The organism is [Clostridium] scindens ATCC 35704 (assembly GCF_004295125.1).
GTDB classification, from domain to species: Bacteria; Bacillota; Clostridia; order Lachnospirales; family Lachnospiraceae; genus Clostridium_AP; species Clostridium_AP scindens.
In genome coordinates, this window is record NZ_CP036170.1 from 1 (window position 1) to 26,556 (window position 26,556).

A 26,556-nucleotide genomic window follows, 5' to 3' on the forward strand; every position below is an offset into this window, starting at 1 on the left:
TGTTTCATATGATGTACCTCCTCCCCTTTCATTATATCCATGAATCCCCAAATACAGATAATTATTTTCAATATTTCTAGGAAACTATCTACATACTTTCTTTGATAACCAACACTTCTTCCTCTGTTACACCTGAAATTTTATAAATCTCAGAAAGCAGATATTTATTCTGTAACATTACACGCACAACTTCTCTTCCTTTTAATTCTAAGCACATACAGCATACCATCAATATTCTCTGAATTAAACGTCACCATCTCAAATCTTATATTCCTGTTCCGATTTATTATCCAATTAAATATATACCGATCCCCATTAGTGCCAGTGCATAATCCACCCTCATTTGCTTTTCTCTCTGCTTGATTTCCTTGATTTGTACTGGTGACAAAGAAGAAGTATTAAAATCATATTCCTCCTGAAAATAGTGTTCAAATGATTCTTTATAATCAATGTTTGAAATAGCTACTCCTTTTTTCTAGGTATTCGTATTTTTCTTAATACGGATACGCTCAGCCATTTCTTCAATTTTAACCTTATCGGCATCTTCAAGACTTCCCTTCAAATACACCAAAGAATCTTCTTCTGTCGTTTCTTTAAAATATTCCTCTGTACTTTTGGGCACTAAATTACACACTTTATTAAAAAGTTCAAGTGCCGGAGTCTGTTTGCCATTTTCCAGCAAAGACAATGTTGATCTGTTAATCCCTAATTTTTCTGCAAATGCAGATTGTGAATCTGTTCCTCTTAATTCAATAAGATCCTTACAAAATTTTTCTCCATTAAATTCTTTCATGTTCTCTCCTAAATTATGTTTATAATTTAACAAACAGCATACCTTTCATCAATAACTCTGTCAAGTAATCTGGATTAGCTACATCTTTTGCTTTTAAAATATTTTTTCTCTTTATCATGAAAATCTATCTTTTTAACTTTGAAAAAAGCTTATTTCAAGAACTATATACTCTAAAAGAATTATATTTTTATACTATCCATGTCAATTTTTCTTTGTATAAATATACTCACTTCTTAAAATCAGCTCTTTTGACTCTAATTTTCAACAACGCATTCATGAAATGCCCCATCATTTATCTCTTATCCCCTCTGGAGAATACAAAAAAAGCAACCTCTATGTACGAATTAGGTCACCTGTCCGTCTATTTTCATCTAGTGATATTCTGTCCGTACAGTCCGCGCAAACAGCATAAAATCGTCCCAAAAAGCGTATAATTCCATTATTTTTCCAACTTGTCATTAGTAGGATACAAAATACTCCACTGCGTTGTTAGGGAACATCTCCTTGAATTCTCCGTACAACTGAGCAGCAAGTGTTTTATTGTGTGCGATAACGAGCGTCGGTTTTTGCAGTTCCTGAATCACGTTCGCCATCGTGAATGTCTTACCGGAACCCGTAACCCCTAGTAAAGTCTGGCATTGGTTGCCTTCCTTGAATCCTTTTACCAGTTCTGCGATAGCCTGCGGCTGATCTCCGGTAGGCTGATATGGGGCTTGTAATTTAAATTCTGGCATATTAAAACCTCCATTTGTGACTTTTGATACGTTCAATATCAGCCACATTTTAAAAACCATTCGTAATGAAATTCGTAACGAAAACTTAAAATCCCCGACTTATAAATCACTTTTACGAATTTTAGAAAGCAAAAGTCACAAAACCGATTTTCGGGGATTAAACATCATTAAATAACACTAAATCAAATATATAGGCAGAGTACCTCGCAAAACCTGCGGTTTTCCTCAGTCGCCTCGCTCGTCAGATGTCTGAAATAATATTTACCCATGCAAGCATGGCAAATATTTTCCAGCCGCCTGACTCTGCCTTAACGCACATTATATCAAACATCTTTCTAAAAGTATATATCCCAAAGCAAAGAAAAGTACAAATGTTCGATTTTTCATTTGTACTTTCCATATTTCCATATTCAACACTTAAATGCATTTTTAAATTCCAGTTGGCAAGAGTAAATTCCAGCGTCATGGAAGTTACTCTTGCACATATATTTGTCCTATTGCCCTTGATATTCATAACTCCGTATAATGTACTCGCAGCTGATTGCCTGCCTGTGCAGATCGGAGATAATTATGAATAATAAAGGCAATCAAAAACATTTAACATTTGAACAGCGTATTGATATCGAGAAAGGACTCACCGAGAATAAGAGTTTCGCAGAAATTGGAAGAATTATCGGAAAGGACCCCTCTACTATATCAAAAGAAATAAGACTTCATGCACATACAAAAGAACGTCCCGATGCAGGATATACAAACCCGCCGTGTATTCATCGTAAAACTTGTAAAATAGTTTGCCTTTGTGATGAACAGTGTGGTATTCTCTGTAAACTCTGCAGGTGGAATTGTCAAGAAAAGTGTAGTCGTATAAACTCACTAAATTCCATTTGCTCCTACGCTGCAAGAAGTGTCTCTTCCTGCAACAATCTATATACGGCCGGAGGATAACCTCCTGGATTAGCCGTATAGATTCTTTTTTGATTGTAATAAGTGAAGACATATCGGAAAATTATTGACTTCACGTTTTCTCTTTTCATCCTATATGTAGGTATTCGATAGAGTAATTCCTTTTTCAATGTGGCAAAGAAACTCTCCATCCGAGAGTTATCATAGCAGTGATCTACTCCACTTAAACTTTGATCAACGCCTGCCTTGGATAATGTTTCGCGGAAAGATTCACTTGTGTACTGGCTGCCTCTGTCAGAATGAAGAATACAGCCATCAAGCTGATATCTCTTCGTTACGGCATTAAAAGTATCTATACATAATTCTTTCTTCATGTTATCTCTCATAACAAGGGAAAGTATTTCACCATTATATCATTTTGGGATAATAACAACAAGAAAGTATTCCTATTTTATACTCTCCCATGAATTGAATTAACATATTGAGATATTAAAATAGCCGACTAGTTTTTTACATTTTCAAACCAATCAGCCATGTTAATTCTTACCACATTTTTACTTCTCTCCAGATAATTGCTGTGCTTCTCTTTCAAATACATGAGAGATGTCATAGAGTTCCGGAACATCAGAAATCGTACAAACACTTACACAATAATTCAACCACGGAATTTCTTTTGTCATTTGATAGATGACCGCCATTGCTTTTGCTTCTGACACTACTTCAATAGAATGGTAGCCTGATCCTTGAATATGTTCAAAACCATTCTTTTCAAAATATGTCCTCACATCATAATAAGCGTTATGCCAATCACCTTTCGGATAGTGTTCTTTCAGTGCCTCTGTATCTAAATCAAAATTGATACCTTTTCTCTGTGTACTATCCATTGATTAGTTCCTCATAAATTCTGTAATCAAATTTTCTTTTTCACTGCCATTATACCAAAAGCATTCCTGTAAATGCATTGAAATTCCTGCTGCACTTTTCAATGCGAATATAGCTGCCCAAAATCTTCCGTAGTCTTGCTTGCGTCCTCTATCAAGGTACACTCTACGTCCCGGCTGTCTATCTGCACAGTTCAAATCCTCTTTTTCAAAAATCTGGTCTGTCTGCTCACAAATTCTATCCATATCACTTTGTGTCAGCTTACTAGAATCAAATTTTATCTCTACTTTATACATTACATTCACCCTTTCAATTCACTGAAACGATAACTCATTTACTTCTTCTCTTATCATTCTAACATTAAACCTTTAAAAAATCATTTCTTTTTTCATATTCAAATTTTATTTACCCTTACACATTTATTATGCTTTATTATTGTGTGAAAGTAAACCTTTATTTCACCACAACAGCGGTGAGGAATAAATTTATTGGTTTCTTCACCAAATCCTTGATTTTTCAATTTCTAAACTTTATCCACATTCATATTGTTCGTATCGCCTGTTATTCACTTCGGATAAGCCCAGTAAACCAATTTTAGAAAAAATGCTTCTCCCGCTATCATATCAGAATATAAAAATAAAGTACAGAGCCAAATCGAATGTTTGTTCTGTACTTTATTTTTGTTGCCATTTGCTGTACTTCTGCTGTTCCAGTTCGTATGACAAATCCTCGTTCTGTTGCCTTTTTTCCAAGTTCAGTTCTGTTGTATTCTGTCATTAGAAACTCCTCCATTTATCAAACCGTACCTATTAGCAGGAATAACTAATTTCCATATACCATCATAGCGTCCACTTGTATCTTCCTTTGTTAAATATCTGTTACTCAACCCTATTTTTTCTTTACATAGTTCAAAAAACGCATCACTTAATCCTAATTTTTTCTGATATGGTAATAGCATAATCCAATTTTCTTTTTCTCTCCAGCGCCGACTGCCATTGCTCTTCTGTCAGAAAATCAGGGCGCCGCATATCTTCCAGCCCGTTCAAATCAAGTCTAAGTTCAGACTGAGCCAGACAGGCAGCCTCGAATAAAGTCATCTCAGTCTCTGTGGTCTGGGATACTACATCTGGATTGCTAGAAAAAGCATGATCATGATCGAAAAGCGGACAGTATCCGATAAGCCTTCCGCTTGCATTCTCCATTAAAAATCCCCAATTCTGCTCATGCCTGTCATTATTATTCAAAATGTAATCTGCAATCTGCATTTTTAAATAAGCCGTTCTGTCTATTTTTATTGCCTCTACATATGGATTCAAACCATAGGCTTCGCAAAATACACGAAATTCTTCAAAGGTCACCATGGCAATATCTTCGGTCGTAAACAGTCTGGAATTAACGATAACTTCTCCTACTCCCTCTATCCATTCCATTCTTTCTTTAGATAAGTAAGAATGAATCTCAGACTCTTCGGATCTTTTATATGGTATATGTTCAATATCTATCACATTTAAAATTTCATCTGCCGGAATCTCATACTTTCCAACTTTATGAAGATACAAGCCATCCGCCTGCCGGATCCAGCCTTTCGCGCTTGCCCCCAGCGTCGTTAATTCTGGAGTATGAATCGCATTTTTTATTTGCGCATCAGCCGTATAGGTAACATTTCTTCCTGATAAAGAAATCTCTGTGATAAATAAAGAAAACGGATTCTCAAACAAATTAACCTCTGCCCACTTCTTATCATCACCCTCTTGCAGGATCCAGTAAGAATCCTCTAGACTCAGTCCCCTGCATGCCTTGCATACAGCATATCGGTTCTTTTGAGACAGCCTTAAGCTGTTTAATATTTCTTTTGCATAACTTCTGCCAATCGAAAGCGTTCTGCCGGATGCCCATTCAACAAAATCCACCAGAGTGATCCTCTGTTTTCTGAGCGCAAACGGAAGACGTTCAAAATCTAAGATTTGGCATGCTCCATTTTCATCGATTTCCAGTAAAGGGCTATCTTTCAACATTAACCGCATCCGTTTTTCTCCATTCTCTCTTAATCCATATCTCCGATAGACAATTTCGGGAACAAATGTTCTTTTTCATTTTATCCTATTATATGGCTGGTGTCAATCACAAGAAAAGTCGCCCACCATAAATTTGATGTTCTCCATTGCGGTCATTTTCCCGCTATGCTAGAATGGATTTTACAAGTTTATTGCACATTCCCAAAACGCAAAACTACCAGTACCAAGGGGCTATTTCCATTCCTTTCCCAGGTTAAGCGATGCTACTTCGCAATTGCCCACATGCGGACCGGGAGCCCTGTGGCTCCTTCAATTGGAAGAAACGCTGCAAATACGATGGCGCCTGCCGGAGGCACCTGATCCAGATTGCACATGACCTCGACCTGCAATTTTCCCTTCCCCAGCAGGTATCTTTCGCATGCCAGATCCCCCGCCTTCTCTGCCAGAGCGGAGGCATCCGTATCCAGCGTCTCATGCCCGTTGGCCGCCGCATTCCTGACTTCATAGATATACTGCAGCGCTTCCATGGACCAGCCCGGGAAATGTTCCCCGCCATTCTCATCCACATTGGAGATCGCATCCATATCCGGCCACCGCTCGCTCCATCCTGTGCGCAGCGCTACAAACGCCCCATCCGGAATATCTCCATACGCTTCTTCATACGCCTTAATATCCTCCACGGTAACTGCATAGTGCACATCTTCCTTCACCTTCTCGGACACATCGATCACCACGAGAGGATATGCCATGTTCCGCACGGTATACTGCTCGCTGAGCGGCTCCCCCTTCACAAAGTGTCCCGGAAAATCAATATGTGTTCCAAACTGCCCCGGAAACTTGAAGGTCTGGATCAGGCATTCCAGTTCATTTCCCCAGTCATAGACCGTTTTCCCAAGTTCTACCGCGCCTTCCGGTATCCCCGCCCAATAGGGGCTGTGATTGTTCAGTGGATGTGATAATTCTATCCAGCGATACTTCTTCAATTCTTCCAACTTTTCCCATAATTCATACATAATCTGGTCCTCCTCTAATAAAATTCACAAAACTACTCTTCGTCTAAAAGACATTATACATTTTCAACTGTCTTAAATTATATCCCCATCATCAAATGGATCTCCACATTCCGGGCAGAACTTAGGCGGATTCTTCATATCTTTCGGTTCCCAGCCGCATTTATCGCAGCGGTATTGGGGAACTCCCGCCGGCTTCTTCGCTCCGCATTCTGTACAGAATTTTCCTTTGTTCACCACCCCGCAGGAACACGTCCAGCCCTCCTCAGGTATTGGCTTGGGCGCGCCGCATTCCTGGCAGAACTTTCCAGTATTTCCTGCCATGCCGCAGGCACAGATCCACCCATCCATCGCGGGGGTTCCGGGCTGATAAGCAGCTGCCTGAGGCCTGACATTCTGCGGTCCTTGCCCCGTCTGCTGCCCCATCTGGTAAAGATTCTGCGCATTCATGCCTCCCAGCGTTCCTGCCATTCCCATGCCCATGAAAGCCATGGCCGGACCTGCATTCTCATTCTTCGCCGCCGCCTGCATGGCCGCTGCCTGCGCCTGCGCCAGGTGGGCCGCTGCCATGGTCGGATCCTTCATCACCGCCGTCCGCTGCAGTTCCTTAATATATGCCTCATCCTCCTCGGATGCGGTCACGCTGTTCACGCCTATGGATACGATCTCAATTCCTCGGATGTCCTCCCATTTATCGGATAGGACTTCCTTCAGGGCATCTGCCAGTTCCATCGTATGGCCCGGCAGTGCGCTGTAGCGGACGCCCATCTCGGATATTTTGGCAAATGCGGGCTGGAGCGCTGTCAAAAGTTCGCTTTTGAGCTGGCTGTCCAGATCCTTTGTTGTAAATTCATCGTCCACATTGCCGCATACATTCTTATAGAATAGGATCGGATTGTTCAGCTGATAGGAATATTGTCCAAAACACCGGATGGCAATATCCATGTCCAGCCCGATATTATAGTCAACGACTCTGAATGGCACCGGATTCGGCGTGCCATACTTATTTCCCATCATTTCCTTTGTGTTAAAGAAATAGACCCTCTGGTCGTTTCCAGTCTCTCCGCCCATCGTAAAACGTTTCTTAAGGGTATTCCAGGAATCCAGAAGCCCTTTTCCGAAACCTCCGTAGAATATGGTAGGCTCTGTAGAACTATCCCAGATGAACTCGCCCGGCTCAGATGAAAATTCTACCACCTTGCCCTGTTCTACGATCATCATGCACTGCCCCTCGTTGACTGCAACGACAGAGCCATTGCTGATAATATTGTCGCTTCCCTTTTTATTGGAGCCCCTTCTAGTCGTACGTTTGACTCCCTTGGTCACGATCACTCCGTCCTCCAGGGAATCGCAATAGAAGTATTCCCTCCACTGGTCTGCCAGCACTCCTCCAACTGATCCTAATGCCGCTTTAATCAATCCCATATCTGTATCCTCCTGCTCTAAAATTTACCGCTGGCGCCGCCATGCATATTCCCATGCTTATCCTTATGCAGCGTTGTCCTGTTATGACTGCCATAATGCTGTCTGTTGTCCTGCTTTTGCTCGATCGGCTTCTTCGTGATGCTGCTGGTAAGAAATATATCCCTCTTGCGTATCTGGGTCGCAGCATCTCCTCTCTGGTAGTCCTGGGCATCTTTCTGCATATTTGCCGTCTTCATCCCGGACTTCAAGGATGCCATATAAAGTATGGTCAGAATCAGTCCGCAGACAAGTGCCGGTATGATATAATCCTCCGGGCCTTTCGGCTCCTTGGGCTTTGCGTCCGTTTCTTCCGCCTTTTCTTCTGCCTTTTCTTCCTCCTTGCTCTCTGCCTCTTTCTGCCCATCGGCAATAGCAGAAGCCAGGGCATTGCCAAGTTCATTTTCTTCTTTTTGTGGATTCAAATTACGCTCCAGCGTCTTGTCCAGTTCCTTCAAATAAGATTGAAACCCCTGATAGTACTGGTCAGAGGAAAAATATCCGGATGCCGCATGATCTCCCAATGCGGACAAGTCGTAATCGGAAAACATGGTCATGGCTGCACCGTTGGTGGAGATTGCCCATTCCCTGCTTCCCATATCCAGCAGAAACAGGATTCCGTCCTTGCCCTCTCCTATCCCATATCCTCTGTTCACATACTGCATGTCAGCCTCTGCCTGGGCTGTGCCTTCCTGCCTCCGATTCTCCGTCATCAGCACAATGTCTATCTGGTATTGCTGGGTCATCTCATCAATCTGGCTTGACAGCCGGGTCTCATCATAATCCGACAGTATCCCTGCATCATCTATGACTTTGGGCAGATCCGTCCCCTCGCTGGCTGCCACCGGAATGACGTTTGCAGCTAGCAGGCATAAGGCCGCCGCAATCAATCGTAATCTCTTCATCATCTTCTACCCTTTCCTACAATTATAAAAATAAACGGACAAGCATGATCAGCATGTAAACCGCAATACTGCTTCCAGCAAAGAAGCCCAAGGCATTCTTCCAGAATAGTCCCGAATCCACCGGCAGCTCGCCTACCAGCTTTCCCGTCTGCCCATTCATGGCAAACCGGTAAATCTTGTCTTTATATTCAACTTTCACCACCCAGACGGGCAGCAGCGCATAATGGACTGATCCATTGGTGCAGCCAATCTGTGAATTCTTCAGCATCAGGATGTCATATTCCTTCTTGTCAACGGACTGCTTTAAAATGTCCTGAAAACTGGTCTTAATCCTCTCCTGCGCCCTGCCGCGGCTCTCATCTTTGGAAACGTCATACTTGATCGCTTCATAGCCGGACAGGTATGCCTCGTCAAACGAAACGGCCTTTGACATGTCATATGGCTCGATAGATTCCATATAGGCGTCATCCATTTCCACAGATCCATCCACCGGCACATAGTCAAAACTTACGCGGCCTTCCCTGGATACCAGATAATAGTCTGTCTGTATGTATTCATACTGCTGGTCCTTCCATTTTTTGATCCTCTGTCCATTATAATTGATGGTTCCCTCTGCCTGACAGCTGAACAGCCAGAATGGGACATAGATTCCCGTGATCTCCTTGATCTTCTGGTCGCTTTGGAAGGATCTTGGAAGCAGGGCCTTCTTTTTGCAGAATCCCTTATATGCTTCTTTTGCGGCTTTCGCATCCAGTTGAAACGGCACGATAAGATCCGGCTTAAATCCCCCTGATACCTGTTTCGGAAGAATGACCGGGCTGTCGCAGTATGGGCACTTGGTTGCAGCCGTCGTCTCCCGGGCTTCAATCTCTCCGCCACAGGACGGGCATTTATATACCCTGCTTCCATCTTCCTTGACCACCCATTCACCTGTTCTTCCAAAGTCGGTGGTTCCCCAGTCGTAGGTGTCTTTTTTCTGCTCCGTGGACTCGACTACCTTTGCATATTCCTGGTAGGTCTCCATATCCATCTCGTTGTCGCAGTTCGGGCAATGAAGCTTCTGGGTGTCGCTGTTGAACACCAGGTTTCCGCCGCAGCAAGGACACTTATACTCTTTTACGCTCATGCTCTCTACCCCTTTACCTTTTGTATGCCTAATTATAGATAGTATATCATAGATTGTTTCTGTTTTGTATAACTGTCAGCATACAAAAAACATTTCCATTATTTTACAAAGGAAGGGGATGTCGGTTAATACCGATTTTTAAACTCTAAATCCTAAAATAAGAATCTCCCATAAAAATCAGTGTTTTTCATACTTGATATTCTTTGGGAGATTCTTATTGTTCTTTTTCTGTATATATTTTAGGGCGCAAAACACCCATAACTGCATTTTTGAACATGCACATTTTTTAAGCCGTCTTTTCCTCGGTTTTTCCTTCGAATTTTTTAATCTCTTCATGAAGAAAACGATGATATTTATTCATGTTCCGACCAATGGCATACAGCATGAATTCTTTATACACCTTCTCTGACGTTCGGTAGTTGAATCTTCGGAAACTATCATTTTCCTTGATATCTCCAAAATGTCCTTCTGTCTGGATGGAACGGATCTGACGATTTAGAATCCCTTTCTCACTTTGGATGTTTGCATGGGATTCCTCTTTCAATGTTTCCCATTGTTCATTGATCTTCATAACTTTGTTTTTCTCAGCATCTTTTTCTGCGTTATATTTATATAAGCATTTCGCTTTGTGTTCACAACCACTACAGTCTGCACATCCGTATACCTCAAAAGTCTGGGTATAACCCGGCTGTTTTTTGGTCTCTGTGCGGATATGATGCAATCCTCTTCCGTCATGACAAACATAATACCGTTCATCCTCAAATATCTGTGTTTTCATGTTGTAATATTTTCCAATATCTTCTCTGTAAGCGCGTGTTTTCCGTTTTTCATGATCCTGCAGCTTGATGTAACTGGATATCTTATTTTTCTTTAAATACAGAAGATTTTTCTCGCTACAATAACCGCTATCTGCGGTTACTTCTTCCAAAATCTCCCCAAATGCATTTTTATGCTTTTCTAAAACCGGAATCAGTGTGTTATAGTCTGTCCGGTCATTGCTTACATAAGCATGGACAATGAAATAATTCTCTACTGCGATCTGAACATTATATGCGGCTTTTAACTGTCCGTTCAGCATGTGATCTTCTTTCATTCTCATAAAGGTGGCTTCTAAATCTGTTTTGGAATAGCTGTTCCTGTCCTTTCCCATGATCTCAAAACATTCTTTGTATCCCATAAGGCGTTCGCCGCAGGTTTCTAATTCCTCATAAAGCTGCTGGAGCTCCGATTTCCTCTTCCCTTTTCCGTAAACAAACGCAATCTGTTCCTTCTCTGCGATCTGAGTCAGATTTTTCTGAAGTTTCAAAATCTCCAATGGGGAACAGTTGTCAATCTCGATGATCGTATTATTGGACAACTTTTTATGTTTTGTCAGTTTTCGCTTCCGGTTCTTTTCAATGACATCTCTTACCTTATCCATTCCTTCGATCACAAACATATGTGCATGGGGAATGTCATATTTTATGCCATACTCATTTTCATCTATCCATGCATTATACTTCTGATACAGTGAATCAATCATATCGAGTAAGCCTGCGAGATGATAATTGATCGTCCCTCTCCACACAAATGTATAGCGGTTTGCATTGGCCTCTATTTTTGTTCCATCAATAAAAAGGGATTTCAATGTGATCAGTCCTTCTTTTTGCAGGCGGCGGAGAAACTGGTAATTCAACTCATCCAATACATCTGCAGTCAGTCTTTTATTCTTGAACTCATAAAAAGCATCCCTTTTTGGTTTCTGACCTTTGGTAAGCCAGATAAATGCAAGGTCTCTTTCGCATAATTCCACAATACGGTCAACAGCTCTAATCCCACGCATGTTTGCGTAAGTAACTACGGCATACATCATAATTGGGTTATACCCGGTTCTTCCCTTATCTGAACAATTGGCCAACAAGCCAGAAAAATCTAATTCCTCCATCACTTTTTTCAGGGTATAGACTGGATCGTCGTCAGGTAAACACAATTCGAAGAAACTGAAGTTAATTTTCTGTTGCCCTAATTCAAAAAATTCGTTATAATACTTATTGTTTAGCATAGTTACATTATAACATGTAACGGAGAAGAGATGGTTGTCGTTAGCCATCTTTTTCTCTTTTATGGAAAAATTTCAGGGGCAGATGTGACCTGGTATGAGTCACATCTGCCCCTATTTGGAACTATCTATTTCCCGATAGCCCCTTCCTTTTATTCCCGCAGGCTTAAGATCCCTTCCATAAGAATCTTCACATCTTCCAAAATATAGTCGAATGCGCCTGCCTTATACAGATTTATTACGATCATCCCGATCGGGACCGCGAAGATCATTCCAAAAATACCGCCTGCCTTGTATCCAATATATAAGAACAGAAGGGTAGGAAGCGGCTGCATTCCCATGCTGTCCCCCACCAGTTTCGGCTGGATCAGCTGCCGTACCAGCTGGGTGACTCCATAGAGGATGATCAGGCCCACCGACATCCTGTAGTCTTTCACCAGAAGTTTATAAAGCGCCCACGGTATCAGCGCGGTTCCTGTCCCGAAAAAAGGGAGAAAATCCAGGAATGCGATGAGCAGCGCCAGTAAAAAATAGAAGTGTACCTTCAGAATTACAAAGCCAATCACCAGAATCAGGCATACGACCCCCATAATCTTAAATTGGGCTTTAAAATATCCGCCTACCGCAAACTTCAGATTGTCGATCACCATGCTCATGCGGCGCACTATCGGTTCCGGCGATACCTTCTTCGCCCACTCTATCACCTCATCCCTCTCCGCAATGAAGAAATAGGCTGAGATGAATGTAACGATAGTTGCTATCAGGACGGATGGAATCCGTTTTGCGACATTTCCGGCAGCCGCCACCGTAGGCTCGCTGATCCTTCCCATCCAGTCGCCCATAGTCTTATCCAGATTGCTGGTCATGGTATGCCATGCATCCTGAAGGCTCGCCGGAAGCACTTTGAACACGCCGTTTAAACTGCTTCCAATCTCTCCAAATCCGGACTCCAGGTCCTGATACATCTTTGGCATGTTCTGGATCAAAGATGCGATCTCTTTCCAGAGCTTACTTCCGATAAAATAGATCAGGATCCCGACTGCCCCTAATACTGCGATGATAATTAATGCGGAGCCCAGTTTCTTAACGATTTTAACACGCTTTTCCAGCCAATTGACGATTGGGCTGGCAATATAGGAGATAAACCATCCGATCACGAATGGCATAAAGAAGCCCAGCAGCCGAAAGCCTACATAGATGAACAGGATCGTCGCTATCAGGCTGAAAGTCAGGCTCACGATCACCTTCCAATAGGGACGGGTATCATGCAACTGTTCCTTAAAGTTCGTCTCCATATGGCTACTCCACCTCTTCTTTGCCCAGCAATTCCGTCTCTACAAACGCCCAGATATCGTCTTTTCCCTGCTTGGTCACAGAGGAAAATGGGAGGACCTTGGTTCCCCGAACAAGATTAAGCCCTTGCCTTACTGCCTTCAGATGCTTGTCAACCTGGCTTCTTTTAATCTTATCCAGCTTCGTAGCTATGATGATCGGATTGTACCCTTGTGCCACGATCCAGTCGTACATCATCTTGTCATTGGCAGAAGGATCATGGCGGATATCAATCAGCAGGAATACCGCTTTTAACTGGGCTGATCCGTGCAGATACCGTTCGATCAACTTCCCCCATTTTGCCTTCTCCTGTTCGGAAACCTTCGCGTATCCATACCCGGGAAGATCCACCAGATACAGTTCTTCATTGATATTGTAAAAATTGATGGTCTGGGTCTTTCCCGGCGTAGCCGATATCCTGGCATAGGACTTGCGGTTCATCAGCGCATTGATCAGTGATGACTTCCCTACATTTGATTTCCCCGCAAAAGCAATTTCCGGCAGCTGATTGTCCGGCAGCTGGCTGGTTAGCCCGCACACGGTTTCCAGATTTATATTTCTGATAATCATTCTATTTCCCTTTCCTATTCTGCCAAAGCGATTTTCAATACAGCATCCATATGGGATACTGGAATAATCTCCAGCCCCCTGGTAATCTCCGAAGAGATCTCCTCCACATCCGGCTCATTCTCCTGCGGAACGATCACCGTGCGGATGCCCGCGTTCTTTGCTGCCAGCAGTTTTTCCTTCAGTCCGCCGATAGGAAGCACGCGGCCTCTTAAGGTGATCTCCCCGGTCATGGCAACATCTGCCCGTACTTTTCTTCCGGTGATCGCCGACATCATGGCCGTAGCCATGGTGATTCCGGCAGATGGGCCGTCTTTCGGAACGGCACCCTCCGGTATATGGATATGTACGTCATGCTCCTTGAAGAAATTTTCCTCTATCTTATGCTCCCTGCTGACAGAGCGGATGTAACTGATGCCGGTCCTTGCGGATTCCTTCATCACATCTCCCAATTGCCCGGTCAGCAGGATCTCTCCCTCGCCTGGCATAACATTCACTTCAATCTGAAGCGTGTCCCCGCCTACGCTGGTCCACGCCAGCCCGCGGACGATCCCTATCTCATCCGCCTTATTGGCCATCTGGTAGATATACAGTTCCTTGCCAAGATAGAGATGGAGGTTGCGCTCGGTCACATGAACCGCCTTCTTCTTTGTCTCCAGGATCTCTCTGGCTGCCTTCCTGCAGATGTCCCCGATCTTACGCTCCAGCTGCCTGACTCCGGCTTCCTTCGTATAGTTGCGGGCCATCTTCCACAGCGCGTTCCGGCTTATGGTCAGCTGATCCGGCGCAAGGCCGTGCCGCTCCAGCTGCTTTGGTATCAGATGCTCGATGGCAATATGCATCTTCTCATTCTCCGTATAGCTGCTGACTTCGATGACTTCCATCCGGTCCAGAAGCGGACGCGGGATGGTCTGAAGCGTGTTAGCCGTGGTGACAAAAAGCACTTCGGAAAGATCCATCGGCACTTCCAGATAATGATCCCGGAACTTGCTGTTCTGCTCACTGTCCAGCACTTCCAAAAGCGCGGAGAAGGTGTCTCCTTTATAATCATTGCTCACCTTGTCAATCTCATCCAGCAGCATCAGAGGATTCTTGACACCCGCTTGCTTCAGCGCGCTGGCAATTCTTCCTGGCATGGCGCCCACATAGGTCTTCCTGTGCCCCCGGATCTCCGCCTCGTCCCGCACGCCTCCCAGGGAAATACGCACATAAGGCTTTTTCAGCGCCCTGGCCAAAGACTTGGCAATGGAAGTCTTACCGGTACCCGGAGGTCCGACCAGGCACAGGATGGGGGAATCTCCCTTTTTCGTCAGCGCCCTGACCGCCAGAAATTCCAGCACCCGTTCCTTGACTTTCTCCAGGCCATAGTGATCCTCGTCCAATACCTTCTTGGCATAGGCGATATCCTTGTGATCCCTGCATACTTTATCCCAGGGCATTTCCAGCATTGTCTCAATGTAAGTGCGGATCACTCCCACCTCCGCAGGACTGTTCATGGAGTTCTTAAACCGCTTGATCTCCTTGCCAAGCTTCTCCTTGACTTCCTTGGGGGCTTTTAAGGCATCTGCTTCCTGCTGGAATTCTTCCGCGTCTGAAAGCGTATTGTCATCTCCCAATTCCTCGCGGATCAGCTTCATCTCTTCTCGGAGAATGTACTCCCGCTGGTTCTTGTCCACTCGCTCCTTGACTTTCTTCTGAAGTTCTTCCTTTACATTGAGGATCTGTATCTCGCTCACCAGCTTATAAGCCAGAAGTTCATAGCGCCGCATCAGATCCGGCTCCTCCAGCAGCTGCTGGGCATCCGTATAGGAAAATGGCATGTTGGCGGCTATGACGTCTACCAGTTTTTTCAGTTCGTTGATATTTTCAATTTGAACCGCCAGTTCCTTGGACAGTTTCGGATCTTTTAAAAGATATTCCTTGAAAATGTCCTTCATCCCCCGGATCATGGCGTCCAGATTCATAGGATTCTTCTCAGCGCCCGTATCTTCAATGGATGTATCCGTATCTGGAATCACCGTTATATTTGCCCTCATATAAGGCTCTTCGAATTCCATCACATTGATGCAGGCCCTTGATTCTCCGGATATCAGCACCCGAAGCATTTTCTTAGGTAATTTGACTACCTGCCTGATGGCAGCGACGCAGCCGGTCTGGTACACATCCGTAACCCCCGGGCTCTCCGTCTCTACATCTTTTTGGGCTGTCAGGAATATCTTCTGGTCTCCCAGCATGGCTTCCTCTATTGCCTGGATAGACTTGGGCCTGCTTACGTCAAAATGACGCACCATCTCCGGCAATATGGACAGTCCTCTTAATGCTACCATAGGAAGGCTTAATGTTTCTCTGTTCATATACTATTCTCCCAGTTATAAAACTGGCGGGCACAAATGTCTTTCTTGCACCCGCCATACTATTTTATGCACTCTCAGATCTGACGGATGCGTGCTCGCATTCCGGTTCTCCGATTCCTTTTACAACATCTTCTGTAATTCGGCATGATTTTAAGGTCTCATCAGATGGAGCCTTGTACATGATATCCATCATGATATTCTCCATGATGGCTCGAAGCCCTCTTGCACCAGTCTTCCGCTTAAGGGAAGTCTCCGCAATCGCTTCCAGCGCTTTTTGATCAAAGATCAGATCCACGCCGTCTAGTTCCAACAGTTTCTGGTACTGCTTTACAATCGCGTTCTTTGGCTCTGACAGAATCTGCATCAGCGCTTTCTTATCCAACATCTCCAATGCGACCGTCACCGGCATACGGCCTACCAACTCAGGGATCAGTCCGAATTTCACCAGATCCTGAGGCAGTACCTGCGCAAGCAGCCTGTCTACATCATTCTCATGCTTCTTTGCAATATCGGCATTAAATCCAATGGATTTCTGGTCAATACGCTTTTCAACAATCTTATCGATACCTTCAAACGCTCCACCGCATATGAACAGGATGTTGGTCGTATCAATCTGGATCAGTTCCTGATGAGGATGCTTCCTTCCTCCCTGCGGAGGAACATTGGCAACCGTGCCCTCCACGATCTTAAGCAGGGCCTGCTGCACGCCTTCGCCGGAAACGTCCCTAGTAATCGAGGGATTCTCGGACTTTCTGGTTATCTTATCAATCTCATCAATATAGATGATGCCGTATTCCGCGCGCTCGATATCGCCGTCCGCAGCCTGGATGATCTTAAGAAGGATATTCTCCACATCTTCTCCTACATACCCTGCCTCCGTCAGCGCAGTCGCGTCTGCAATGGCAAACGGAACATTCAGGATCTTGGCCAGGGACTGGGCAAGCAGCGTCTTCCCGCAGCCAGTAGGCCCCAGCATCAGGATGTTGCTCTTATTCAGTTCTACCCCCATATCCTTCTGGGCCATAATCCGTTTATAATGATTATAGACAGCCACAGAGAGCACTTTCTTTGCCTCTTCCTGGCCGATCACATACTCATCCAGAAATTCTTTGATTTCTTCTGGCTTCAGGAGATTGATGTCAGCGAATGGATTCCAATGCCTTCCATCATCATATTCGAATTCCTCTTCTATAATCTCTGCGCAGACATCGATGCACTCGTCACAGATATAAGCCCCGTTGGGGCCTGCAATCAGTTTTCTCACTTGGTTCTGCGTCTTATTGCAGAACGAGCATCTCACCTGATCGTCGTTCTTTCCTACCATACTCTCACCTCATAATAATAAGGACCGATGCGCAAGACTAACGGCTCTTGATTACTTCGTCAATTAAACCATATGCTTTCGCTTCTTCCGCAGACATGAAATTATCCCTCTCTGTACCGATCCGGATAACGTCAAGCGGCTGTCCTGTATTCTCTGCTAATATCTGATTTAATTTTTGACGGGTCTTTAATATATGTTCAGCGGCAATCTGAATCTCCGTTGCCTGTCCCTGTGCGCCGCCTGATGGCTGATGGATCATGATCTCTGCATTCGGAAGAGCCAACCTCTTGCCTTTGGTTCCCCCTGCCAGCAGGAAAGATCCCATGCTTGCAGCCATTCCGATACAGATTGTCTCAATATCGCACTTGATATACTGCATGGTATCATAAATTGCCAGACCGGCTGTCACAGATCCTCCCGGGCTGTTGATATACAGATGGATATCCTTTTCCGGATCCTCTGCCTCAAGAAACAGCAGCTGTGCTACAATCACGCTTGCAGACACATCCGTCACTTCCTCGCCCAGAAAAATGATTCTGTCTTTTAATAATCTTGAATAGATGTCGTAGGAGCGCTCTCCGCGGCTTGTCTGTTCAATGACATAAGGTACTAAACTCATGTATATGCCTCCTAACTACATGTTACTTGTATAGACTTATTTTTCAACAGCATTCTCTATCAGGAAAGTTATGGCCTCCTGTACTGCCATATCTTCCTTCATCTGCTTCTTTTCATTCTCATCCATGAATTCTTTCAGTTTGTCTACTTCCATCTTATAACTTTCCGCCATCTTAGCCAGTTCTTCATCCAGTTTTTCGTCGCTGATCTCGATATTCTCTGCCTTTGCGATCGCTTCCAGCACAAGGCGGGTCTCAATGCGCTTGATCGCCTGCGGACGCAGTTCATCCATCATCTTGTCGGCAGTCATACCCGTAAACTGGAAGTACTGCTCCAGGGAAATGCCCTGCGACTGGATTCTCTGTGCGAAATCATCGGCCATCTGCATAACCTGAGTCTCGATCATCGGCTGAGGGATCTCATACTGCGCATTCTTGACTACAGCATCTACAGCCTGGTCTTCCTGCTTTCTCTTTCCTTCGGAAGCCTTCTGATCTTTAATCTTTGCCTTAATATCAGCCTTATATTCCTCTAATGTATCAAATTCAGAAACTTCTGCTGCGAATTCATCATCAATTTCCGGAAGTTCCTTTGCCTTAATCTCATGAATCGTGCATTTGAATACTGCTTCTTTGCCTTTCAGATCCTCGGCATGGTAATCTTCCGGGAAGGTAACCTTGACTTCCATCTCCTTCTCGGCCTCTGCGCCTACCAGCTGTTCCTCGAATCCAGGAATGAAAGAGCCTGATCCGATGGTCAGAGGATAGTTCTCCCCTTTCCCGCCTTCGAAGGCTACTCCGTCGACAAAGCCTTCGAAGTCCAGGATCACTTCGTCCCCATCCTGTACCGGACGGTCTGTTACGGTGATTGTCCTTGCATTCTTCTCTGCTTCTTCCTGAATCTTGGCATCCACTTCCTTCTGCGTCACGCGCGTAGATACCTTTTCTATCTCCAGTCCTTTATACTCGCCAAGTGTCACTTCCGGCTTTGTCGCAACATCGGCCGTGAAGATGAATGGCTTTCCTTTTTCGATCTGTACCACATTGATCTGCGGTCTTGATACGATGTCAAGTTCCGCTTCATCATAAGCTTCTGCATATGCCTTTGGAATCAATTCATTTGCAGCGTCATCATAAAAGATCTCTGCGCCATACATCTTCTCGATCATCTGGCGCGGAACCTTTCCTTTGCGGAAGCCTGGCAATGAAATCTTATTCTTTTGCTTCATATATGCACTCTGAAGCGCTTTCTCTAAATCATCGGCAGGAACTTCGATGGTAAGTTTTGCCATGTTTTTCTCTAACTTTTCTACCTGTAAACTCATTTACTATTTCCTCCTGTTTCTATCCCGCCCTTCGGTAGTCGAAAAGATGGGCATACTACATTACATTCACCTCAGAAGTATAACACAAACATCTGTAAATATCTAGCCTTGAATTTCATCTAAGCGAAGTATTTTTAAGACCAGGCTGTTCATATCATCCTCATCAACGGAATATTCATGATTCTTATCTGCCTGCACATGCAGGATGACCGTTTCTTCCTCTCCATATGCAGTGTCCTGATAGGCGGCGTCCAGCAGTTCGTAAGCATGGTTGACAATATCATTCAATACCTGCTGCGTCACCTCTTCCGTGGTTCCCTCATAGCCTCCCTCTTTGATCTTCTGGGTAATCTTGATGGAATCTTGCGAAAGAGACTGCTGGAAGTTAACGAATACATCCGAAGGCTGTATGGATACCGGCACTTCGTACTCCCTTTTTCCGGTTTTTTCCGCCTTTCCTACATCATAACGCATGGTAGCGAATATCTTGGACACCAGATCCGCAAACTGCGCCGTCTTGGTCTCGTTCATCTCAATCTCATTGGTGATATTGGCTGCCACAAAGTTATCGATGGACTGCTGATACTGACGCATCAGAGAATTTTCCGTGGCATCCTCCATGTAAGTCCTGGCCCTTGACGTATCACCCTGAAAAGTCAGATCCAGCAAAGCCTGCGTATATCCGGAGGCATCAAAATCCTTGCCGCAGCCCGTGACAAAGAGCGCCAGCATAAGAACCAGCGCCATAATCCGGAATATCTTTTTATATCTTTTCATACGCAATCATCTCGCCAATCTCTTTTGCCTTGTCGCTTCCCGCCAGTACCTCAATCAGCTTAAGGGCAAAATCGACTGCCGCGCCTGCACCTCGTCCGGTGATAACATTGTTATCCACCGTCACCGGAACCTTTGTAATGACCGCGCCCTGGATATCCTGCTCCACAGTAGGATGGCATGTGATACGCTTGCCCTTCAAAAGGCCAAGGTTCGCCAGCACCGTAGGACCCGCACAGATCGCGCCGATATACTTTCCTTCTTCAAAGAAGTCTTTTACGACCCTGCGCACGCCTGAGTGGGCATCCAGATTCAGCGTTCCCGGCATGCCGCCCGGAAGAACGATCATGTCTGACTCCACAAAATTCACCTCTTCAAACAGGTCTTCTGTCTGAACATTGATTCCATGCGCCCCATGGACCGTGTATTCTTCGGTAATCGAAACAGTATCTACATAGATCTGGGCTCTTCTGAGCAGATCTACCGCTGTCAAGGCTTCAATTTCTTCAAATCCGTCTGCTAAAATCACACTTACTTTTTTCATTGAAATCATCCTCCTTAATTTTACATATTAACACCGTTTACATTTTGTGTAAACTATATTATGATTGCTATAAATATGGTACGATTATCCAGACTGGAGGTTGGAAGCTTATGGAAATAGAACGCAAGTATCTTGTACCAATACTGCCCGACAAACTAGAGGATTACCCCTGCCGCGTCATAGAGCAGGGATATCTGAATACAGAACCCGTCATTCGTATCCGGCGGGATAACGACAAGTATGAAATCACTTACAAATCCAAAGGCTCCATGGCAAGGCAGGAATATAATCTCCCTTTGACCCGGGAAGCCTATTACCACCTTTTGCCCAAAATAGACGGACATCTGATTCAAAAGAAGCGTTACATGATCCCTCTTTCCGGCGGATTGACCGCTGAACTGGATATATTTGGCGGGCGGCTTGCGCATCTGGTCCTTCTGGAAGTTGAATTTCCTACGGAAGAAGATGCCAATACCTTTATCCCTCCCGCCTGGTTCGGGGAAGACGTAACCTTTTCCGGAAAGTTCCACAACAGTTATCTCAGCACGCTGTAAAAGCAACGATTTGTTTCTTTTTCTTAAAAAGAAACGTTTCGGTGCATAGATATCTATTTATTAGGTAAATTGCTATACTAACAAGTGAAATGACTTGTGGGGGTTAACGATTATGCCTAATATACAGCTGGCCAATAACTTAAGATATCTAAGAAAACAACATAATCTGACACAAACGACCTTAAGCAATATGCTGAACATTTCCAGACAGGCTTACTCTAACTATGAGACAAGCAAGCGTACCCCGGATCTGGATTCTCTGCTTCACCTGGCCGGATTTTACCACGTCAGTCTCAACGATCTTGTCCTTGGAAGCCTGAAAGACAAGCATGTCACCACGTCAGGCATATCCGAGGATACGATTCCCTATGCTCTCGCAACAGATAAAAAGACCGGCAATTCCATCTATCTCACGGATGAAGAAGTAGATATGATTCTAAATTTCCGCACCCTTTCCAACGAGAATAAACAGATTATTACCGGCTTTCTACATTCCAATTCCAAACATCCAGATTAATCAGCCAACGCAAATCCATCATGAACAGCTATCATGGCCTGCTCGATGTCATCCTCTGCAACCAGTACGGTAATCCGGATCTCGGAAGTAGAGATCATGTTGATGTTGACCCTTGAGTTGTACAGAGATTCAAACATCTTTGCCGCCACGCCAGGATTGCTCATCATTCCGGCGCCTACGATGGAAAGTTTTGCCACCTTCTCATTCCATGTAATATCCTGGATCGTAAGTCTCTTTTTATTTTCCTCCAGAATCCTGATCGCATTCTCCAGGTCATCGGATGCCACCGTAAAGGAGATGTCTTTCGTCCCTTCTCTTCCCACTGACTGAAGAATAATATCCACATTGATATTGTTGCCAGCAAGGGTATCAAAGATACGGAATGCGATTCCTGGCTTGTCTTCCACTCCTATGACTGAGATTCTGGCAGTATTCTTATCGGCCGCCACGCCTGTCACTAATAGTTTTTCCATTTCGCTTGCCTCCTTGACTACGGTTCCCTCTGAGCGGTTCAGGCTGGACCGTACCACTAATTCTACGTTATATTTCTTCGCCATTTCCACAGATCGGTTGTGAAGCACCTTTGCGCCAAGGCTAGCCAGTTCCAGCATCTCATCATAGGTTATCACGTCTATCTTCTTTGCATCCTTCACAATTCTTGGGTCTGCCGTATATACGCCGTCCACGTCTGTATAGATCTCGCATTTATCCGCGTGCAGCACCGCTGCCAGCGCTACCGCCGTCGTATCGGAGCCGCCCCTTCCAAGCGTCGTGATATCGTCATATTTATTAACGCCCTGGAAGCCCGTTACAATTACAATCTTCCTGGAATCCAGCTCGTGGAGGATCCTCTCCGTATCCACGCGCTTAAAACGCGCATTTCCGTAGCGGGATGTGGAATGCATCATTACCTGGAACGCATTCAGGGATACTGCCGGTACATCCAGAGCATGCATTGCCATTGCCATCAATGATACGGATACCTGCTCGCCTGTTGACAGAAGCATATCCATCTCCCTCTTTTTTGCCTTAGGATTGATGGCATTCGCCATTTCGATCAGATTGTCCGTCGTATCCCCCATGGCAGAAAGCACGACCACAATGTCATGTCCTGCCTTATAGTCCTCAATGCAGCGCTGGGCCACATTGAAGATTCTCTCCTTGTTGGCCACAGAACTGCCGCCAAATTTCTTTACTATTAACATATATCCTCCTGCAGCAAGTGCCCGATTAATTGATATCCGTCCGGCCAGTTCCTGCCGGTCGCGTAAGCCGTCTTCTCATTATACGCCTCTGGGCCTGCTTCTTCTTTCGTACTGTCATACAGAAGATAGGGAACCGGCTCCCCTGTATGGGTGCGTACTTTGATGGGCGTTGGATGATCTGGCAGAAGCAGAAGCCTGAATTCTTCTCCCGCCTTTCTAAGTCCATCCACTACGATGCCCAGTACTTTTTTATCTATATTTTCTATCGCGGTAATCTTATCCTTTACAATTCCCTGATGTCCCATCTCATCGGGCGCCTCCACGTGAATATACGCGAAGTCATAGCCGTCTTTTGTCAGGGCTGCGACTGCCGCCATGGCCTTCCCCTCGTAATTAGTATGCAGGCCTCCGTTGGCGCCTTCTACGATCACGCGGTCCATGCCTGCTCCCACCGCGATTCCTTTTAAAAGGTCAACCGCCGAGATCATCACGCCGCGCTTGCCGGTACGCTCCTCAAAGGATGTCAGCGCCGGCTTCTTTCCCGCGCCCCAGAACCAGGCGGAGTTGGCCGGATGTAGGCCCTCGCTTCTACGCTTTACATTGATCGGATGGTTTTCCAGGATGTCATAGCTTTTCTTCATCATGTCCCGGAGTACCTCGTTTTGCGGAAGGTAATCCCCGATTCTTTTTGCGAGAATATCATGAGGAGGCGTCAGTTCTACCACGTTCCCATTCTTCCAGATCAGAAGATGACGGTAACTGGTTCCGGCATAGAAACGGTAGCCTTCCCTCTCAAGTCCTTCTCTTAGGGCCTCCAGAAGGATCGCCGCATCCTCGGTACTGATCTCATCGGAACTGTGGTCGATGATCGTCCGGTCTTCATAGTCGCAGTCTTCCTCCGACAACGTCACGATGTTGCAGCGGAAAGACACGTCCGTCTCTTCCATATCTACGCCGATGCTCAGCGCTTCTAACGGAGAGCGTCCGGTATAATACACCTTTGGGTCATAGCCCATGACTGCAAGGTTGGCCGTATCGCTTCCCGGAGCCATTCCTTCCGGAACCATGGAGGCCATCCCCAATTCGGATACCTCCGAAAGGCAGTCCATCACAGGCGTCGCCGCTGCTTCCAGCGTCGTCCGCCCGTTCAGTTCCTCAAGAGGCCTTCCTGCCATCCCGTCGCTAAGCAATACCACATATTTCATAATCTCTCTCCTATTCCTTCTGGTCTTCGATACGTATCATATGTAAGATCTGATCCTTGTAGATGTTGGCGCGGGTATCATAATCGCCCTCCATCATGACGGGAGTCGTAAAGCCGAATTCTCCCTCCAGTCCGTCGGCCCTTATGATCTTGATATCCCCGAAGGAGTCCTGAAGCGCCGGAAGCATCTCCTGCGCATCGCCTTTCATTCGGATAAAGAATCTGCGCTTAGAGTCCGCCTTGTCTTCCAGGTGCAGCTTCTCCTGCTTCCACATGGTCATAATATTGCGGTTGAGATGCTTTGCGGCATCTACCACGTCCGCAACGACCGCGCTGGCAGTGGGAAGTTTTCCCGCGCCGCTTCCATAGAACATGGCATCGCCCAGAACATTGCCGTGTACGAATATGGAATTGAACACGCCATTAACATTATAAAGCGGATGCTCGGGATAGAGCATGCAAGGCGCCACGATCGCATGCAGACGGTTGCCTGCATATCTCTTGCTGGAAGCCAGCAGCTTGATGGCGGTACCCATAGCCTTGGCATACTTCATATCTTCCACCGTTATTTCTGTGATTCCTTCACAGTAGATATCTTCAAAGTCGACCTGCTGGCCGGATATCAGGGAGGACAGGATCGCAATCTTCCTGCAGGCATCATATCCTTCCACATCCGCCTCCGGATTGCGCTCTGCATAGCCGTTGGCCTGCGCCTCTTTGAGCACCGTATCGTAGTCAGCGCCTTCGTAGAACATCTTCGTCAGCATATAGTTGGTGGTTCCATTCAAGATGCCTGTAATCTCTTCAATCTCGTCAGCAGTGAGGGAAGAATTCAGCGGGCGGATGATCGGGATTCCGCCTCCCACGCTTGCTTCAAACAGGAAGTTGATATTGTTCTCTTCTGCGATGGAGAGCAGTTCCGCACCGTGCTTTGCAACCAGCGCCTTGTTGGACGTGGCCACGCTTTTTCCTGCCTGCAGGCATCTTTTAACAAATGTATAGGCCGGCTCGATGCCTCCCATTACTTCCACCACGATCTTAATCTCATCGTCATTGATAATCGTCTCAAAATCATGGACAATCTTTTCCTGTACCGGATCCTCAGGAAAATCCCTCAGATCAAGCACATACTTGATATTCAGTTCATCGCCGATCCTCTGGTTGATCCGGGCGCCATTCGTGTTTACGACTTCCACTACTCCGGAACCAACCGTTCCGTATCCCATAACTGCTATATTTACCATACGTTCCTCCCTTTAACTATTCACCGTCTGTTTCAAGTATGCATTTATAAACATGTCGATGCTGCCATCCATGACAGCGCCCACATTGCTGTTCTCCACATTGGTCCTATGGTCTTTTACCATAGTATATGGCTGCATTACATAAGAACGGATCTGGTTGCCGAATCCGATTTCCTTAACTTCGCCGCGGATGTCGGATACCTTCTCTGCCTGCTCCTGCTCCTTCATCAACTGAAGCTTTACTTTCAGCATCTGCATCGCTTTCTCTTTGTTGTGATGCTGCGAGCGCTCATTCTGGCATTGTACCACGATCCCGGTGGGAAGATGGGTGATGCGGATCGCGGAGGAAGTCTTATTCACATGCTGCCCTCCTGCCCCGCTGGCCCTGTAAGTATCAATTTTCAAATCATCATCTGCAATTTCAATGTCAATCTCATCCTCTATATCCGGCACCACATCACAAGATGCAAAAGATGTCTGCCGTTTGCCCGCCGCATTAAACGGCGAGATGCGTACCAGTCTGTGGACTCCCTTTTCCGACTTCAGATATCCATAGGCATTCTCTCCGTTCACCTCAAAGGTTACCGTCTTGATGCCCGCAATATCCCCGTCCAGATAGTCCAGCACCTGGATCGTGAATCCTTTCCGCTCTGCCCAGCGGCTGTACATCCGATACAGCATGCTGGCCCAGTCGCAGGATTCGGTTCCTCCTGCCCCGGCGTGTATCGTAACGATGGCATTGCATGCATCGTACTCGCCGGACAGCAGCGTCTGGATCCTGAGTTCCTCGTATGAGGTCTCAAATCCCCGGATCTCTTCTTCTATCTCGCGCGCCATAGAAGGGTCTTCATCCTCATATCCCATCTCGATCAGGAGATTGATGTCATCGTAGGAAGCATACAGATTCTGGATGGTCTCCACCAGTTCTTTGAGATGCTTCAGCTCCTTCATCAGTTTTTGGGATTCTTCCGGATTATCCCAGAAGCCCGGCTCTTCTACTTTGCGCTCTAATTCTTCAATCCTTCTTATCTTGCCAGATAAGTCAAAGTGAATCCCTCATTTCAGCGAGGGGTTCATCATAAGCATTCATGATGCTCTTAAACTGATCTAATTCAACCACTCAATCAC

General features: G+C 45.5%; 26 protein-coding genes and 2 pseudogenes. 3 read left to right on the forward strand and 25 right to left on the reverse strand.

The window, feature by feature from the left end:
- Positions 1 to 475: 475 nt before the first annotated feature.
- The 3 genes and pseudogenes from HDCHBGLK_RS00010 to HDCHBGLK_RS00020 form a co-directional block, all read right to left on the reverse strand.
- Positions 476 to 793: a helix-turn-helix transcriptional regulator gene (locus HDCHBGLK_RS00010; RefSeq protein ID WP_130574544.1), complete on the reverse strand. Its 318-nt coding sequence runs from the start codon at positions 791 to 793 to the stop codon at positions 476 to 478.
- Positions 794 to 1,254: 461 nt separating this feature from the next.
- Positions 1,255 to 1,527 (reverse strand): annotated as a pseudogene (locus HDCHBGLK_RS00015) (DEAD/DEAH box helicase family protein); the annotation flags it as partial.
- Positions 1,528 to 1,768: 241 nt separating this feature from the next.
- Entirely contained in the window at positions 1,769 to 1,993 is a 225-nt protein-coding gene (locus tag HDCHBGLK_RS00020) for a hypothetical protein (protein WP_039909332.1), read from the reverse strand.
- A gap of 104 nt (positions 1,994 to 2,097) precedes the next feature.
- Here HDCHBGLK_RS00020 and HDCHBGLK_RS19885 point away from each other — a divergent pair.
- A pseudogene (locus HDCHBGLK_RS19885) lies at positions 2,098 to 2,364 on the forward strand (helix-turn-helix domain-containing protein); the annotation flags it as partial.
- A gap of 53 nt (positions 2,365 to 2,417) precedes the next feature.
- Here HDCHBGLK_RS19885 and HDCHBGLK_RS00030 read toward each other — a convergent pair.
- From HDCHBGLK_RS00030 to HDCHBGLK_RS00110, 18 genes are all read right to left on the reverse strand, one after another.
- The gene (locus tag HDCHBGLK_RS00030) at positions 2,418 to 2,804 is read right to left on the reverse strand and encodes an IS3 family transposase (RefSeq protein WP_009249193.1); all 387 of its coding nucleotides are present in this window, start codon (positions 2,802 to 2,804) and stop codon (positions 2,418 to 2,420) included.
- Between the two features lie 180 nt (positions 2,805 to 2,984).
- On the reverse strand, positions 2,985 to 3,314 hold the full coding sequence (locus tag HDCHBGLK_RS00035; protein WP_004605395.1) for a hypothetical protein: 330 nt from the start codon (positions 3,312 to 3,314) through the stop codon (positions 2,985 to 2,987).
- 3 nt (positions 3,315 to 3,317) lie between these two features.
- The gene (locus tag HDCHBGLK_RS00040; RefSeq protein WP_004605394.1) at positions 3,318 to 3,608 is read right to left on the reverse strand and encodes a hypothetical protein; all 291 of its coding nucleotides are present in this window, start codon (positions 3,606 to 3,608) and stop codon (positions 3,318 to 3,320) included.
- A gap of 322 nt (positions 3,609 to 3,930) precedes the next feature.
- Positions 3,931 to 4,089 (reverse strand): hypothetical protein, encoded by a 159-nt coding sequence (locus tag HDCHBGLK_RS18705; protein ID WP_009249194.1) that lies wholly within the window; start codon positions 4,087 to 4,089, stop codon positions 3,931 to 3,933.
- Between the two features lie 143 nt (positions 4,090 to 4,232).
- Positions 4,233 to 5,327 (reverse strand): hypothetical protein, encoded by a 1,095-nt coding sequence (locus HDCHBGLK_RS00045; protein WP_004605392.1) that lies wholly within the window; start codon positions 5,325 to 5,327, stop codon positions 4,233 to 4,235.
- Positions 5,328 to 5,590: 263 nt separating this feature from the next.
- The gene (locus tag HDCHBGLK_RS00050) at positions 5,591 to 6,340 is read right to left on the reverse strand and encodes a cyclase family protein (RefSeq protein ID WP_004605391.1); all 750 of its coding nucleotides are present in this window, start codon (positions 6,338 to 6,340) and stop codon (positions 5,591 to 5,593) included.
- Between the two features lie 72 nt (positions 6,341 to 6,412).
- Positions 6,413 to 7,762 carry an SPFH domain-containing protein gene (locus HDCHBGLK_RS00055; protein WP_004605390.1) on the reverse strand — a complete coding sequence of 450 codons (1,350 nt, stop codon included), beginning with the start codon at positions 7,760 to 7,762 and terminating at the stop codon, positions 6,413 to 6,415.
- A 17-nt stretch (positions 7,763 to 7,779) separates the two neighbouring features.
- Entirely contained in the window at positions 7,780 to 8,706 is a 927-nt protein-coding gene (locus tag HDCHBGLK_RS00060; RefSeq protein ID WP_004605389.1) for a TPM domain-containing protein, read from the reverse strand.
- Between the two features lie 19 nt (positions 8,707 to 8,725).
- Positions 8,726 to 9,829 carry a hypothetical protein gene (locus HDCHBGLK_RS00065; protein ID WP_004605388.1) on the reverse strand — a complete coding sequence of 368 codons (1,104 nt, stop codon included), beginning with the start codon at positions 9,827 to 9,829 and terminating at the stop codon, positions 8,726 to 8,728.
- A gap of 286 nt (positions 9,830 to 10,115) precedes the next feature.
- The gene (locus tag HDCHBGLK_RS00070; RefSeq protein ID WP_330578474.1) at positions 10,116 to 11,870 is read right to left on the reverse strand and encodes an IS1182 family transposase; all 1,755 of its coding nucleotides are present in this window, start codon (positions 11,868 to 11,870) and stop codon (positions 10,116 to 10,118) included.
- Between the two features lie 149 nt (positions 11,871 to 12,019).
- Positions 12,020 to 13,162 carry a sporulation integral membrane protein YtvI gene (gene ytvI / locus HDCHBGLK_RS00075; RefSeq protein WP_004608358.1) on the reverse strand — a complete coding sequence of 381 codons (1,143 nt, stop codon included), beginning with the start codon at positions 13,160 to 13,162 and terminating at the stop codon, positions 12,020 to 12,022.
- A 4-nt stretch (positions 13,163 to 13,166) separates the two neighbouring features.
- Positions 13,167 to 13,769: a ribosome biogenesis GTP-binding protein YihA/YsxC gene (gene yihA / locus HDCHBGLK_RS00080; protein ID WP_004608357.1), complete on the reverse strand. Its 603-nt coding sequence runs from the start codon at positions 13,767 to 13,769 to the stop codon at positions 13,167 to 13,169.
- Between the two features lie 14 nt (positions 13,770 to 13,783).
- Complete coding sequence (gene lon, locus HDCHBGLK_RS00085; RefSeq protein WP_004608356.1) at positions 13,784 to 16,120, reverse strand: endopeptidase La; 2,337 nt, start codon at positions 16,118 to 16,120, stop codon at positions 13,784 to 13,786.
- A gap of 64 nt (positions 16,121 to 16,184) precedes the next feature.
- A complete protein-coding gene (gene clpX, locus HDCHBGLK_RS00090; protein WP_004608355.1) occupies positions 16,185 to 17,444 on the reverse strand; it encodes an ATP-dependent Clp protease ATP-binding subunit ClpX in 1,260 nt (419 codons plus the stop codon).
- Positions 17,445 to 17,481: 37 nt separating this feature from the next.
- Complete coding sequence (gene clpP / locus HDCHBGLK_RS00095; protein ID WP_004608354.1) at positions 17,482 to 18,063, reverse strand: ATP-dependent Clp endopeptidase proteolytic subunit ClpP; 582 nt, start codon at positions 18,061 to 18,063, stop codon at positions 17,482 to 17,484.
- 36 nt (positions 18,064 to 18,099) lie between these two features.
- The gene (gene tig, locus HDCHBGLK_RS00100) at positions 18,100 to 19,386 is read right to left on the reverse strand and encodes a trigger factor (protein ID WP_004608353.1); all 1,287 of its coding nucleotides are present in this window, start codon (positions 19,384 to 19,386) and stop codon (positions 18,100 to 18,102) included.
- Positions 19,387 to 19,488: 102 nt separating this feature from the next.
- On the reverse strand, positions 19,489 to 20,163 hold the full coding sequence (locus HDCHBGLK_RS00105) for a hypothetical protein (RefSeq protein ID WP_004608352.1): 675 nt from the start codon (positions 20,161 to 20,163) through the stop codon (positions 19,489 to 19,491).
- On the reverse strand, positions 20,150 to 20,704 hold the full coding sequence (locus HDCHBGLK_RS00110; RefSeq protein WP_009249201.1) for a DJ-1 family glyoxalase III: 555 nt from the start codon (positions 20,702 to 20,704) through the stop codon (positions 20,150 to 20,152). Before HDCHBGLK_RS00110 ends, HDCHBGLK_RS00105 begins: the two co-directional genes overlap by 14 nt.
- Before the next feature lie 110 nt (positions 20,705 to 20,814).
- Between HDCHBGLK_RS00110 and HDCHBGLK_RS00115 the strand changes: the two genes are divergently transcribed.
- Positions 20,815 to 21,258: a CYTH domain-containing protein gene (locus HDCHBGLK_RS00115; RefSeq protein ID WP_004608350.1), complete on the forward strand. Its 444-nt coding sequence runs from the start codon at positions 20,815 to 20,817 to the stop codon at positions 21,256 to 21,258.
- Between the two features lie 112 nt (positions 21,259 to 21,370).
- Complete coding sequence (locus HDCHBGLK_RS00120; RefSeq protein WP_004608349.1) at positions 21,371 to 21,775, forward strand: helix-turn-helix domain-containing protein; 405 nt, start codon at positions 21,371 to 21,373, stop codon at positions 21,773 to 21,775.
- Here the strand turns inward: HDCHBGLK_RS00120 and HDCHBGLK_RS00125 are convergent.
- From HDCHBGLK_RS00125 to prfB, 4 genes are all read right to left on the reverse strand, one after another.
- A complete protein-coding gene (locus HDCHBGLK_RS00125) occupies positions 21,772 to 22,980 on the reverse strand; it encodes an aspartate kinase (protein ID WP_004608348.1) in 1,209 nt (402 codons plus the stop codon). The two genes, HDCHBGLK_RS00120 and HDCHBGLK_RS00125, sit on opposite strands and share 4 nt — an antisense overlap.
- Positions 22,974 to 24,185: a cofactor-independent phosphoglycerate mutase gene (locus tag HDCHBGLK_RS00130; protein ID WP_004608347.1), complete on the reverse strand. Its 1,212-nt coding sequence runs from the start codon at positions 24,183 to 24,185 to the stop codon at positions 22,974 to 22,976. The genes HDCHBGLK_RS00125 and HDCHBGLK_RS00130 overlap by 7 nt, the downstream gene beginning before the upstream one ends.
- A 10-nt stretch (positions 24,186 to 24,195) precedes the next feature.
- On the reverse strand, positions 24,196 to 25,428 hold the full coding sequence (locus tag HDCHBGLK_RS00135) for a homoserine dehydrogenase (protein WP_004608346.1): 1,233 nt from the start codon (positions 25,426 to 25,428) through the stop codon (positions 24,196 to 24,198).
- A gap of 12 nt (positions 25,429 to 25,440) precedes the next feature.
- Positions 25,441 to 26,548, reverse strand: a protein-coding gene (gene prfB / locus HDCHBGLK_RS00140) for a peptide chain release factor 2 (protein WP_179951451.1) whose coding sequence is annotated in 2 segments (ribosomal slippage) — positions 25,441 to 26,484 and positions 26,486 to 26,548 — 1,107 coding nt in all. Because the reading frame shifts where the segments join, the coding sequence is not laid out codon by codon here.
- Between the last annotated feature and the right edge of the window lie 8 nt (positions 26,549 to 26,556).